1 protein-coding gene (cut by a window edge) is annotated in these 16,051 nt (G+C 62.4%); it reads left to right on the top strand.

Features of this window, described 5'->3' with window-relative positions; all coding sequences use genetic code 11:
- Positions 1–15,787, top strand: partial view of an LEPR-XLL domain-containing protein gene (locus FJ977_RS26640; protein ID WP_140775129.1) — the 3' portion only. 14,540 nt of this gene lie to the left of the window's left edge; 15,787 of the gene's 30,327 nt are visible here — the last part of the coding sequence; its start codon lies off the left edge, out of view; its stop codon occupies positions 15,785–15,787.
- Positions 15,788–16,051 lie beyond the last annotated feature (264 nt).

The following is a 16,051-nucleotide window of genomic DNA, read 5'->3' on the forward strand; positions in this document are numbered from 1 at the left end:
GCCGGTCGCCAACACCACGGCCCAGGTGGCCGACAATGTCACGATCAGCGCTGGTGCGATGAGCATCTCGGCGCTGGGCAGCGACGACAACAAGGCATCGAGCTCGCCGGGCGCCGGCGGCCTCGTCGGCATAGCCGCGGCGGTGGCCGACACGACCTCCAACGCCGTCACTCAGGCGGTGCTGGGAAACAACACGCAGGTAACGCTGTCCAAGGCCGCTACCCAGTTGGCCGGCGAGAGCGCGGCGGCCTTCACCGCCTACCAGGGTATCGCCGGCCGTTTCGCCATGACCTCCGACCATCTGGCGCGCGCCAACACTGTGATCGTCACCAGCGCCTATGGCTTGCTTTCCGGTTCGGGCGCCGAGGCCGACAACAACATCAACTCGACCTCCAACGTGATCGTCGGCGACGGCGCCAAGGTCACCGCCTATGCGATCAACGCCACGTCGCTCAACCGGTTCGACAAGCCGAATATCGGCGACAACGTCAACGGCAGCACCGGCGGCCTGGTCAACGGCGCGGGCGTCAGCAGCGACACGCACCTGACGCTGAACACCAAGACGCTGGTCAAAAACAACGCCCAGCTCAAGGTGATCGGGACGTCGATCAACGCCGGCGAGTTCACGCTCGCGGCGCGAAACGACATCACCTTCTACGAGAACGTCTCCTACAAGGGCGGCGGTCTCGGGTCCGGCATTGGCGCAGAGAGCACGTTTGACGCCGACAATGTCTTCGCGACCGTCCAGATCGGCACCAACACGGCCGTCGACAGCAATGTCGAACTGAGCACCGTCGGCGAGATGGATCTCAAGGCCGACACCAACGCAAATGCGGAACTGCATGTCAGCGTCGACAATTATGGCGGCGTGACCGTGTCCGTGGCCGACGCCACCATCAATCTCAGCCCGACCAACAGCATCCTTGTCGGCAACGGCTCGCACATCAAGGCGCTGTCCGACGTCAACATGCTGTCGGGCATGGATGCCAACTCCAACCACGACGTCTATCGCGTGGCGGTCTACAGCGACACCTTCGCTGGCAGCGTCATCCCGATCGACCACGTGGTTTCAGACGCGCTCCTGTACCAGGAAAACGTCATCACCATCTATACCGCCGCGCTGGTCGAGACCGGCGGCAACGTCAGGCTGTTCGCCGATAAATCCGCCTTCGCCGACATGACCTCGCAAGGCAAGGCGGTCAACTGGGCCTCGTCGCTGTCGGGCGCCATCGACAAGGCGCTGGGCGGCAATGCGTACGCACAGTTCGACGGCACCGCGCACACCGATTCGCACGCCTTCGTCACCGTCGACGGCACGGTGAGAACCGGCCTCAACCGCAACATCAACATCACCATCAACAGCATCGGCGGCACAACGGCCAACCCGACGATCGACTATAGCGGTCCCGGCTCCGAGACCGTCTCGCTGAGCGTTGATCAGGCGCCGCTGGTTTCCGGTTATTTCGACCTGATCGCCGATGCGGAAAGCAAGAAGGCCCAATACGCCGACAACCAAGACCTCGTCGATTTCTACGATCGCGAGATCGCGCGCATGACCAACGAGCTGCTCTTCCTTGGGCTTGCCAAGGTGGAAACGCTGGTTGACGGTAACGGCAACCCGATCCTGGACTCGAACGGGCATGTTCAGACCGCGCTTTTCGCGGTCCAGAAAAAGGTGCTGACAATCCATGTCGACCCGATCCTGGCGGCGGCCGGGTACATCGACATCCGGGGCGATGTGCTGCAGGGCCAGGGCAAGCTCGACGCGCCCGGCAACGTCAATGTCACGATCGTCAACAACACGGTCGCATTCCTCGACATCGGCGGCATCTACATCCCCGAGAACAATGGCGGCGTCTACTTCAACGGCTTCCAGAACGAGATTTCGCAGATCGACAATCCGGCGACCGATCCGGCCGTGGTGCGCGGCCTGCTCAACGGTGTGATCGCCGCCCAGGACCAGGCCAACGCCAACTCCGACAATTCGGACGGCCAGCGCGGCGGCGAGCCGGTGTTGGTGCCGGGCCTCGTCAACCTTGATATTACCCGCACCTTCGGTGTTGCGCCGGTCAACAAGGTGCTCATCCAGAACACGCTGATCGTCGATACCGCTCACAATCCGTGGCCGGGAATAACGATCTCCGGCGACATCGACGCGATCTCGGCCGACGTGACGATCGATAACCACGTCGGCTCTGGCAACATTACCATCACCGGCAGTATCCACAGCGCCTCGTTGAAGGTCATCACCGCCGGCATGGTGGTGATCGACCTGCCGCCTGGCAGCGTGCTCAACACCGGCGGCGACCCCTATATCGCCTGGAAGCAGATCACCAGTCCGGATGGCATGGGCGCGGCGACCGATGCAAACCGCGACGCCGAACTCGCCAAGCAGCCGACCAGCGGCATCTATGCCAGCCTGATCTCGATCAACGCCGAATATGTGAACCTCAACGGCCTGATCCAGAGCGGTTCAAGCGACTATGTCCTGAACATCGGCGCCGACACGATCGCCGAGATCGACCAGATCAAGAAGGACATTGCCAGCGGCAAGATCCAGGGCGGCAAGGTCATGTTGAAGACCGTCCAGTACAACGAATTCAAGGCGTACTGGGATTCCGACCTAGGCAAGATCGTCGTCCAGGAGTTCAGGACGCCGGCCGGATCGATCACGATCACCGGCAAGCTGATGAACACCGGCAACGGGCAGATCAAGGCGCTCGGCGCCTATGTCAATGTCACCGTCAACAATGCGTCCAACTACGACGTGCTGATCAAGCGGATCGACGTGACGGAGCGCGGCCTCGGCACGATCATCCTGAACGACAAGTCGAAGCGTACCGACGGCGGCTACACGCAGACCTGGTACCAGACCCAGATCGACGGCACGGTCGACGTGCGCGTTGTCGACTTCGCGCCGGTGTTGAACGCGCTCGGCGCAAACGGCCAGCCCGTGCCAACCAAACAGATGATCGAGACCGGCGCCGTGACGCTCAACACTTACGCCGGCCAGCACAACGGCACCTGGGACTACGTCACGCAGTACAAACCGCAGGCGGGATGGCGCTACGGTTGGTCGGTTGCGACCAAGACGCTGGAAAGCGTGACGACCACCTATGGCACGTCGGCCTGGCTGGGGATCGATTTCCTCGCCAGGGATCCGGACAACGTCGTCAATACGGAATATACGCTGCTCGAGAAGCCGACCCTGGTCCCCGGCAGCGATTATTTCTACCAGAGCAACGTCTCCGACCCCTATACCCACAGCTCATCGACCGTGACGCTGAGCGAAACCCCTCCAGTGCCTGGCGACAAGTGGACGACCAGCACCTGGTACGGCAAGAAGACCTACTACCAGAAATACACTGTCGAGCGTCGCACGCAGACGACGGCGACCAATTCGATCAAGGCCGATCTGCCGGTGCAGATCAGCTTCATCGGCTACGAGGAAGCGACGGTTAAGGTCAATTCGACCGGGGCCGGCAAGGTCATCATCGACAACGGCATCTACAACGATACCGGCCTCACCCAGATCGTCTCCAACACCACGATCGAAGCCAGCAACGACGATTCCGTCGTGCAGGGCGTGCGCGTCACGCTCGACGGCAATCTGGGCGTCGGGACCGCCGAACGGGCGCTGCAGATCGATCTCGTCGACCTCTACCCCCAAGGCTACAAGGGCCAGTCCGGCGTGAAGCCGACCGCCTACGCCTACCTGACCGGCCATTCCGCGAATGGCGACATCTACATCAAGGAACGCACCGGCGACATGTCGATCAATTCGGTCGTTGCCGACAAGGGCAATGTGACGCTGACGGCTCAGGCCGGCATCGTCGTCGCCGATTCCGGACCGGGGACCTACCTGCAGGGTCTGGTGAAGGGTGCCAAGATCACGCTGGTCGCCGACACCTATGTCGACGGGCAGGGCGCCTTGCCGGTCGGCGCGCAGGGCGGTGTCGGCAATTCGGCGCTGCGTCCGCTGCTGCTCGACTCGGGTGATACCAAGGACGACAAGGTCAACATCAGAGCGCAGGGCGACGTCTTCGTCTCCGAAGTTGCCGGTGACCTCCACCTTGAGCGTGCCATCACCCAGGGCGACGTCTGGATCCAGGTCCAGAACGGCTCGCTGCTCGATTCCGACGACGTCTCGGTCAAGGACAAGCGCACCTATGATGAACTGAAGGCCGGCGTCTGGACCGATCTGCAGCTGACCGGGACCACCGGTGTGCAGGACAAGATCAACTCGACGCTGCTCGGCTACGAGATGCTGAAGCGTGGCGACTACGACACCTATTGGCGCCTCAAGGCGAACTACGACCAGGTCTCGGGGACGGTGAAGCTCAGCGATGCCGAGCGGCAGTACTACGAAGACACGCTTTCCCCGGACGACGCCGCGGCAGCAATTGCTACGCTTGAAGCCTCTCGGACGGCGCAGTTCACCAGTCTCGACGCAATTTACGCCAGCTATGGTTCGACCTATCGTCCGGACATCGAAACCGCCTACAAGCAGTATTGGGCTTATCGCCACACCCAGGCGGATGCGACCAGCTACAATCCCGGCACCGCCGTCGGCCTGACGGCGGGCCAACTCACCGATTATGCCGACCTGCAATTGATGTTCGGCGGCCTCGGCGAGGCGCAGCAGGACACGACGCTGTTCATGAGCGCCGATATCAAGGCCGACTATGACCAGTATTGGAACTATCGGAACGGCCAGACCGATCCGACGAAGTTCGATCCCGAATATGTCGTTGCCATCACCGGCGCCGAATTGACCAGCCTGACAAGTGATCTGACGACGAAGGGTCAGCTCAGCGGCCTTTCCGGGAGTGCCCTCGACGCCTATGTGGCCGATGGGATACAGACCGAGCGCGATATCCGCACCACGGAATACCACAAGCTCAACGAGCAGTTCGGGACGCTGAACGAGACGCAGGAGGACGCCAGCCGGACCTTCGGATACAAGCTCCTGTTCGCCGAGGGCGAAAAGGCGGCCGAACTCACCAGCACGATCAAGGTCTGGTCCGAGGCGGAACTGCTCAACGCGTTCGGATCCGGACTGACCAAGTCGGTGACCGACACCGAAGTGGTGATCGAAAGCGCCAACATCGTCGGCAAGAACATCGAGATCCACACCAGCCAGAACATCGGCATCGTGCTGGGCGAACTCAACATCGATCTCAGCGACGGCAACAAGCATATCATCCTGACCGACGACCAGCGCGTCGCGCTCGCTGCCGCCGAGCGGCAGGACATCGTCTATGTCGGCGGCTATGAGACCTCGCCTGGCGTCGTTGCCAGTTCCTATATCGCCTCGACAGTCGTCAACTTTGCCGCCCTGGCCGGCGGCACGAAAGGTACGATCACCGGCGCCAGCGCCTGGCCGGCCGGCATGTTCAAGCCGGGTGACCTGCTTTACATCGCCGGAAACACACAGAACACGACCGAAGACGACGCCTATTTCACCATTGCCTCGGTGGTCGGCAACGTGATCACGGTAAACCTTGCTCCCGATCAGTCGTTCGTCACCGAGCTCGGCCGCACGGTCACGCTCGCCGCCGTCGTCGACGATCCGCTGAGCACGACCGAGCGCATTACCCGCATCATCGTCAATCGCCGCGAAGACGTCGACTTGACAGTGGGCAACCTGCTTACGGCCAAGGCCGGGGGCGCCATCTATCTCGGTTCCGAAACCACCATCAAGCTCGGCAATGTGGTTGCCGGCGAGGGCCACGCGAACGGCGACGACATCCGCATCAAGACCAGCGGCAGTCTGATCAACGGCGCAACGAGCGGCGTCAATCTGGACGGCGCCAACATCCTGCTGGAAGCCAGCAAGGGCCACATTGGCGAGGACGGCACTCCCGTCACCGTGACGATGCGCGGCGAGGGCGGGCTCATCGCCAGGGCACAGGACGATGTCCGCATCACCGCTCCGACCAGCGACCTCAGGGTGGAATCCGTCTATTCGAAGGGCGGCGACGCTTTCCTGACCGCGACGGTGCAGTCGATCCTCGACGCGCTGCCGGGCTCGACCGCGACCAAGGTGCAGGCACAGCATATATCGCTCAGTGCCGGCGGAAGCATCGGAACGAGCACCAACGCGCTCGAGATCGACGTCACCGGCAACCTGTCGAGCGACCCTGCGATCAATGCGACGAACCGCGGCACGATCATCGCGATAGCGGGCGGCTCGATATTCCTGACGGAAACGCACGGCGACATGAATGTCCGCGGCATCCATTCGATCAACGGGGATGTCACTTTGGTCGCCGAAGAGGGATCGATCATCGATGCCGAGCTTCCCGATCCAAACTACAATCTCACCATTCCGGACTCGAATATCGACCCGTCGCATCCGACACGGGCAGTCGTGCTGCCAAAGGCCGATGTCATCGGCCGCAACATCAACCTCACCGCGCATCTCGGCATCGGCACCGTCGCCAACGAGCTTGATATCGACAGCTCCGCGTCCGGGCCGGGCACTGTCAGTGCGCACACCGATCTCGAGAGCATCTATCTCATCGAGACCTCGGGCGATCTCGTCCTCAACGAGGTCGGCGCCGGGACGGCCAATGCAGCGGCGTTCGCCGACGCGGTGGCCTTCATCACCGCGGTCAACGGCAGCATCCTGAACGGTCGCACCGACGGCCTTGCCAATGTCATTTCGAAGAAAACCTATCTTTTCGCTTCCAAGAGCATCGGCACGTCCTCGAAGCGCGTCACAACCTCGGTCGCCAATCTCGAATCCTGGTCCTACGAGAACGACACGTGGATTCAGAATCTTGGTGCGCTCGAAGTTGGCGGCGTGCGCGCCGAGACCTCCGGCGTCAATGCCGGGGGCGGCGCCTATATCATGGCGTCGAGCCCGATCCTGATCACCGAAAGCAGTATCGCCCAGCACGCCACGCTTGAATTCTGGGCCGAGGACGACCTTGAGGGCACACACATTGGCGATGACGACCTGCCGGACGACATCACCGTCGCGGCGGGCGTGACACTGGAAGCCTCGGTCGGCGATGTTCGTATCCTGGCGGGCGACAACGTCTATACGGATGCGACCTCGGTCATCATCTCGCCCACCAAGATATTGATTGCCGGCGACTATCAGGCTCCGGCGGTGACAGACCCCGATCCAGGCGTGGGCTCCAGCATCGAACTGCACGGCACGCTGCAGGCGCCGCAGATCGAGATCGCGGGCGGCGGCGACAAGGACAACATCCTGATCGACGTGGCCGCGCTGCGCGGCAACACGCTTGTCCATGGCGGAGGAGACGAGGATCTCATCACCGTCAACAAGCTGCCGTCGATGACCACCTACCTGGGCAAGGACGTGGCGCCGGGCGCCAACGGCCTGCCGGCCTTCGGCCGCGACGCGACCGGTCGCATCATTCGCGACGAACTGACGATCGACGGCGAGGGCGGCACCGATTCCGTGGTCGTCAACATCAAGGGCAATGCCGACTATGTCATGAACATCCATGACAGCGGCGCCGGCGGTGACGGCGTCGACACGCTGACGATCGAGGGCACGAGCGTCGCGGACACGTTCCTGTTCCGCAAGAACTTCATCGCTCACATGGTGCCGGACGGCAGCGGCGGCTACAAGTCCGCCGTCGAGCGCATCAACTATGATGCCAGCAGCAACGGCCGCGTCATCGTCGAAGGCAATGACGGTGACGACCGCTTCTATTTCGACGACAATTCGGCGATCCTCACCGTTGACGGCGGCATCGGCAACGACTTCTTCCAGGTCGGCCAGATCTTCGGGAGCTCACGCGACCAGAAAGTCGATGCGGATGGCAAACTCGACCCCAACGGCGCCTATGCCATCATCTCGGAAGAAGACCGCTTCGCCACGATCGAGACGACCCTTGGCTATCTGTCGCAAGGCATCAGCGTGCCGGCCGTGCTCTATGGCGGCAGCGGCGAGGACATGTTCGTCGTCTACTCCAACCATGCCGACCTCAGGCTCGAGGGCGAGGACGGCAATGACGAGTTCATCATCCGCGCCTTCGCGCTGGCCGACGGCGTCAATGTCAAGGTCAATGGCGGCAATGGCGACGACGTCATCCAGTACAATGTCAACGCGCCGGTCAACATCGATGGCGGCGCCGGGTTCGACAGGGTCGTGGTGTTGGGCACCGAGCTTGCCGACACGTTTGTCATCACCAAGGACGGCGTCTACGGCGCCGGCCTGACGGTCAAGGTCAGCAACGCCGAGGCGATGGATGTCGACGGCCTCGAGGGCGACGACACGTTCTACGTGCTGTCGACCGCCGACGACATCGTCACCACCCTGATTGGCGGCCTCGGCAGCGACACCTTCAACGTCGCGGGCGACGTAACGCAGACCGTTGTGTCGGACGATACCAATGGCGACAGCGGCACGATCACGCATACGGTGACCAGCGCCGACCCGCGCTACAGCGGCCTGTTCACGCCCGGTATCGATCTTACCACCAAGGGCAGCACGGCCGTTGCGGTCAATGTCGGCGACGGGCTCACGGTCAAGGAAGACGACGCGACCTCGGTGGACAGCTACACGCTGACGCTGCCGATGGCGCCGGTTGCCGGCACCATCGCCTATGTCACGGTCTCGGCCGCGCAGGCGTCGGCCCAGCAGCGTGCCAAGCAGGGCCAGACCATCCTGGTCTCGCTGACCGGAAACGCCGACGACTGGCACGAAGCCGTGACCGTCGCCTTCGACGGCTCGAACTGGCAGGCAGGGCGGCAGATCTTCGTCAAGGCGATCTCGGACAACGCCGAGGAGGGCAAGACCGTCGTTGCCATCAGCCATTCGGTCATCAATGTCGACAGCAATGGCGTTGCCCAGCCGCTCAACAATCTCGAGATCCCGAACGTGCTGGTCACCGTCATCGACGACGACAAACCGGACGCCATCATCACCGAAAGCGGCGGCTCGACGAGTGTGATCGAAGGCGGCGCCGCCGATGGCTATACTGTCGTGCTGAACAAGCCGCCGGCAGTCGGCGAAACCGTCACCGTGACATTGTCCTCCAGCAGCAACCAGGTTGATCTGTCGCGCACCGCCATCAAGTTCGGGCTGGTCGCGGATGCCGCAAACAATGTCTTCGCCTGGAACGACGCGCAGACCGTGCTTGTGTCCTCGCCGACCGATTCCACGCCCGAGAACCGTATTGTCGCCACCATCAGCAATGTCGTCACTTCGGACAAGGCGGATGGCGTCTATGCCGTCGTCGATACCCAGAAGGTCAGTGTCGAGGTGGTCGATTCCGATACGGCAGCGGTTCGGATCATCGAAACCAATGGCAGCACCGTCGTGTCGCAAGCAGGCGAAACCGACAGCTACCAGATCGTGCTGACGACCAAGCCGACCGCGCCGGTCACGGTCCATATTGCCATTGACGGCCAGGCGCGCGTCGATCTCGCCGCTTCTCCAGGCGTGCAACAGGACGCCGGCGGCTATTTCGTGACGTTCAACGACACCAACTGGGATCAGCCGGTTACCGTCAACCTGGTCTTCGACGCCGCCGGCCAGGCGCCGCCGGAAGGCGTCCGTGTTTTCTCCCAGCAGCCGCATGACCTGACCCGCATCGGCGGCCCCCTGTTCGTCGAAGGCGGTGTCGGACCGGAAGACCGTTCGCTGACGCCTTCGGTGGCGCTGCCGGACGAGTTCAACCCGGAAGTGATCCGGCAGATAGAGGTCGATGACAGCACCGATGTGGACCAGCTCGTCGTATTCAGCGACACCGCCCAGGCGCCGCTGACCGGCGTGTTGACCGACACGCACATTTCCGGCCTGGGAATGCCGGCAAACCCGTTGTCGGTCGACTACAATGACGGCAATCCGCCGGTCAACGTGCCGCGCGGCATCACCTACACCAACCTGCAGGTGGTCGAGGTTCTGCTTGGCGTGGCCAACGACAACTTCACCATCAACAGCACCAAGGACCAGACCTTGACCGTCGTGCATGGCGGCGGCGGCAGCGATACGCTGACTGTCCACGACAGCACCGGACCGGTCGTCCTGTTCGGCGACACCTCGGCCAATGGCTTGCGCTACAGCTCGACGCCCGGCACGCCGAACGGCACCGCCTATTCGTTCCTCAACACCGGTGACGACATCATCGACGCATCGGGCGCCCATGGTATCGTCGTCATCGACGGAGGCGCCGGCAAGGACACCCTGACCGGTGGCCACAGCACGAACTTCATCGCCGGCGGCGCCGACGCCGACCATATCTTCGGTGGCATCACCGGCAAGAACTGGATCATCGGCGACTCGTCCTTCGATGTCGACTACCTCAACCGCACCGTCATCATCGATGATGACGGCATCAACGCCCAGGGCGCCACTGAAACGGCCGGCGCCGATATCATCACCGGTGGTGACACCGGTGATGTCATCATTGGCGATCACGGCATCATCACACAGGTTGCGACCATCGCCGGTTCCAGCCTCGTTCTGGTGCCCGGCACGCTCGACATGATGGTCGACCGCGCGGTGATCAAGGTCGAGACATCGAACCCGTCGGTGGGCGGCAACGACCAGATCGATGCCGGCAAGGGACCCAATATTGTCTTCGGCGGCTTCGGCGCCGACATCATCAAGAGCACCGGCGGCCAGGACCTGATCGTCGGCGACAATGGCAGCGCCGAATTCGCCAACGGTCTGCCGAAGATCGTCAAGACCACCTATCCGCAGTTTGGCGGCGCCGACCAGATCACCAGTGCCGGTGGCCGCAACATCCTGGTCGGCGGCTCGGCCGGCGACACCATCAAGGTCCTCGGCGGCAGCGCCATGGACATCGGCGACGTCGTGCTCGGCGACAATGGCGTGATCCTGTTCGACGCCATCGGCAATGTCACCAGTATCGAAAGCACGGACCCGATCTACTACGGCGACGATGTGATCGAGACGGGTGCGGGCGACAACATCGTGATTGCCGGCTCAGGCAACGACAAGGTGACCTCGCAGGGCGGCGACGATGTTATCCTCGGCGACAATGGCAAGGCGACGTTCGCAAACAACATCCTGCTTCGCATCGAAAGCACCTTCGCCGATTTCGCACCGCTTCTGAACGGCGCACCTGTGCTGATCGGCTACAAGGATACGATCAAGGCCGGATCGGGCCGCAATGTCGTCTTCGGCGGTAATGGCGACGACGATATCACCGCCGGCGACGGCGACAGCGTCATCCTCGGCGACAACGGCCTGGCGATTTTCGATGCGACAGGCCGGCGTGTCTCGGTCGAGACGACAGATGTCACCTATGGCGGCAACGACACCATCACCATCGCCAGCGGCAATCATGTGCTGATGGGCGGTTCGTTCGCCGACAAGATCGTTGCCGGCGGCGGCAACGATGTCATCCTGGGCGACAACGGCATTGCCCTCTACGTCGATGGCAAGATGAGGTCAGTGCGCAGTGCATGGACCAAGGACGACGGCATCGACGATATCCAGGCCGGCAACGGCAGCCATGTCGTGTTCGGCGGCGGTGCCGGTGACAAGATCAAGATCGGTACCGGCAACAGCGTCGTCTTCGGCGACAGCGGATATGCCGAGTTCGACAACACCTTGCCGACGCTCGCCTATTCGATCGACACCGCCAAGGGTGGTGCCGACACGATCACGACCGGCGACGGCGACAACATCGTGGCTGGCGGCGCCTTTGGCGACGCGATAACCACCGGAAATGGTGCCGATGTCATCTTCGGCGACAACGCCCGGTTCGAATTCGCGATCGCAACTGTCTTGGGACAGCGCGTTGCCAACCTGCAGAGAGGCTTCACCATCAATCCGCTTGATGGCGGCAATGACTTGATCAATGCGGGCGGCGGTAATGACATTGCGGTCGGCGGTACCGGCGCGGACGAGATCCACGGTGGCGCGAACGACGACCGCCTGTTCGGCGATCATGCGCTGTTCGACCTGACGTTGCCGGAAAACCAGCGGATCATCTCGATCTACACCACCAATCAGGACGGCGCTGGAAACGACACGATCTACGGCGATGCCGGCAACGATATTATCGTCGGCCAGCAAGGCAACGACCGGCTGTTCGGCGGCGATGGCGATGACGACATCACCGGCGGCCACAATGTAATCGGCGGCGCTGACGGCGACGACTATGTCGAGGGTGGGGCCGGCGAAGACGTCGTGCTCGGCGACAATGGCCTGATCGCCCGCAAGGTGGTCGGCGGAACGTCGTGGAAGAACACTGTATGGCAACTCGATCCGGCAATTCCCGGCAAAGCGCCGTCGTTGCTTCGAGACGTCATCCGCTTCGATCTGATCGATGGCGTCGGTGGCAAGGATGAGATCCACGGCGGCGACGGCGATGACCGGATTTTCGGCCAGCGTGGCGATGACCGCCTGTATGGCGACAACGGGATCGACGAGATCGTCGGCGGCCTCGGGTCCGACACGATCGAAGGCGGCGCCGGGGTGGACTATCTGCTCGGCGACGAAGGCCAGATTCTGCGAGCTTTCAACCCCAACGGAACCGCGTTGCTGAACAGCGACGGCAGCTGGCACCGCGATGTGGTGCTGGAAGAAGTCGCCACGATGGTCAGCATCGTCTCGATCAGTTCCAGCAAGACGGTATCGCGCGCCAATCTGGCTTCGAACCTGCTCAGTCCCGACATGCTGCTGGTCGGCGGGGTCGTCGATGCCAATGGCGTCCAAGTGGCGTTGGCTGGCGGGACATGGGACACGCAGGCGATCGGCATAGACCTTGAAGCCGCCTATGATGACCACATCGACGGTGGCGACGGCAACGATGTGATCTTCGGCCAGCGCGGCAACGACACGCTGCTTGGCGGGCTCGGCGACGACACGATCTTCGGCGACCGCGCCTCCAACGGGAGCGGTTTCCAGACGGACCTGCCCAAGATCGTAAATGCCTATCGCATCATCGGCGCGGCAGCGGGTCTCAACATCTCGCTGCCGATCGGCGGCCAGCTGGTGGTGCCGGGTGCAAACCTGCTGCCATCGGAATTGACGAATTCCTTGCCGCAGCTCGAGATTCTGCCGGGGGCCAGCGGCTTCCTTGGCGAGTTCTCGGCCAAGAACGACATCATGCGCGTCGATGGAAAGCATATCGAGGTGTTTGCCTCGGTGCTGTCGGATGTGACGCGGGTGAAGGACCTGGCTTACGGCAATGACATAATCGACGGCGGTGCCGGCAACGATAGCATTTTCGGCGACGACGGACGTATCACCACCATCACCGAGACCGGCCTGACGGCTATCGACAACGAGGTTGCCGGCCTGTCGGTCTCGATGAACGACCTGCTGCTCGACCTGTCATCGCTTGGATTTGCCAAAAACGCGCTCGATGCGGCTCCAAAAGCGGCCATCATCAATGTGACGGTTGGGGCGGACCAGATCACCGGCGGCGATGGCGACGACACCATATTCGGCGATACCGGGACCATAATCGTGCCGGCGACCGCGCTGACCGTGGTCGGCACCAACCTTACCGCTGGGGCGCTCAGCCTGCACAACTGGCTGATGGATTTCCAGACCGTGGTCACCGACATGTCGTACACGGCCCATGCCGCCGGCGAACAGGTGATCGCCGATTTCGGCGTCAAGACCAATACGGCGAATGCCACCTTCGTTGCCGGTCAGTCGACGCTGCGGGGCGCAACATATCGGCTGAACATCGGGAACGATGTCATCCATGGCGGCCTGGGCAACGATTTCATTGTCGGCGACAACGGCATCGTCGTGCTGCCAGCGGTGAGCGCGGCCAATTCAGCCACGCTGGCCGGCGTCTCGACGGCCGAACTCTCCGCTGTCAACGCCGCGCTGGCGGCGCAGGACAAAACCCGGACCACCGCGCTGGCGGCCCATATAGCGCGCGACCACGCCATCAACGCCAACGCCAACAAGGTCGGCAACTGGCTGTTCGGTAACGGCCTGGGCTATGCGCTCAATGTCGGCAACGACCAGATATTCGGCGATGCCGGCAACGATGTCCTGATCGGCGACGTGGGGCTGATCGAGCAGCCGATGCTGACGATCGCGAGTACGTCGTCGACCGCCAAGCCGATTGCCGACGGTCTGCAAGACGCCTTCTTCAAGACGATCGATCGGCTCTATCTGGGCAATATCAGCGCAACGCGGGCGCGTGCCGAGGCTTGGGGCGTACAGTCGACGCTTGCCGCTTCCAAGACCGTCGACTGGTCGCAGAGCGGGTCAAGGAGTTCCTGGCTGCTCAATACCCAGGACAAGCGCCAGTCGCAGCGTCCTGCCGCCGATTACATTGTCCTCGACAGCGATGTCATGGACGGCGGCATCGGCAATGACCTGATGTTCGGCGATATGGCGGCCGTCATTCCGATTGTCACCGGCACCACAGGCGCCGGCATGATCCAGAGCATTCGGGTGCTGCCTGTCGGGGAAACCGCCGCTACGCTGACGGCGACGCTCCGTTACGTCTACAACTATGGCGCGTTCGGTGCCTTGCATGGCGCCTTGACGACCGATGTGAACACGCCATCGCTGTTCAAGATCGATGCTGATCGGCTTATCGGCAACGACGGTGACGACGTTCTCTATGGTCTGCTCGGCGACGACTATATTTCGGGCGGTGCCGGCAACGATCAACTGTCCGGCGGCAACGGCTTCGATACCGTCAATGGCGGCATCGGCACCAACATCTATGCCTTCGATCGGACACGCGACAAAGTCGAGGCCAGCGGCGGCACGGATGTGGTCCGTCAGTCGCTGGATGCAGGCTCCAGCAGCCTGGTGCTGGGCAACTCCTGGATCAGCCCGCTGATGACGCAACTTGGCGCCAATGCCAGGACCGCGGCAGCATCGCTGGACCCGATCGGATTGAATTCGGTCAGGGTTGGCGCCGCGTCAGCCCCGGCGAATGGCATCAGCACGACGCCCAAAATCATCAACACGGTCGCTCAGCCGCCGGTCTATCGCCCGACCGCTGACTTGACGTTCATAAAGGGTTTCGATGAAACGACGCTGCCAAACGCGGCCGGACTCCTGATGGCGTTTGAGGCTGCCAAGCCGCAAACGGATGTGCAGGTTTCCGCGGCGGCGGTGAAGCCAGCGGCAGCTCCGGCAGCGAAGGCTTCGGTTGCGCCTGTTGTGACAGTGGCGCCTCCGGCTGCGCCTGTGGTGACAGTGGCAGCTCCAGCTGCGAAGGCTCCGGTTGCGCCTGTGGTGACAGTGGCAGCTCCGGCAGCAAAGGCTCCGGTTGCGCCTGTGGTGACAGTGGCAACTCCGGCAGCGAAGGCCTCGGTTGCGCCCGTGGTCAAGACAGTGGCGGCTCCGGCAGCAAAGGCTTCGGCTGCGCACGTGGTCAAGACAGTGGCAGCTCCGGCAGCGAAGGCTTCGGTTGTGCCCGTGGTCAAGACAGTGGCGGCTCCGGCGGCGAAGGCTTCGGTTGCGCCCGTGGTCAAGACAGTGGCGGCTCCGGCAGTGAAGGCTTCGGTTGCGCCCGTGGTCAAGACAGTGGCAGCTCCGGCAGTGAAGACTTCGGTTGCGCCTGCGGTGAAGACTTTGGCTACTCCCGTGAAGAAGGAAAATACTGCGGCGCCGTCCCAGCTGATATCGGGCATTCGCAGCGGCGACATCACCATCAAGGGCACCACAGTCGTTCCGACGCCTTCGAAAGATGTCATTCGCAGTGTTGGCAATGTAGCATTCCGGATCAGGGAAGAGTTGGGGGCCGCCCCCTACATCGATCGCGACGTCCTGTTCTTCGATGCCGAGACCGGTTCGTTCGAGCTGCCCGCCGATCATGACGACGATATCGCTTTTCACTAGAGCAATTCCAGGAAAGTGTGAGCGGTTTTCCGTCCGGAGTTGCGTCAAAACAAGGAGTTAGAGTGGCTCGCCGTTTCTATGAAACGGTGAAGTGCTCTAAGTCATGGATCATCAGATAGACCGAGCGCATCTGACACTTCCAATGGGTACGACACCACTGGAATTGGCGCCGTACCCTGGCTAGTGCCAAATCTGGCAGCGGTGGTCGCGGTACTATTCGGAATCAACGGAAGTCTGCGATTGCCCAGGTCCGGACGAACGTCG

It is taken from the genome of Mesorhizobium sp. B2-1-3A (assembly GCF_006442655.1).
Taxonomy (GTDB): Bacteria; Pseudomonadota; Alphaproteobacteria; order Rhizobiales; family Rhizobiaceae; genus Mesorhizobium.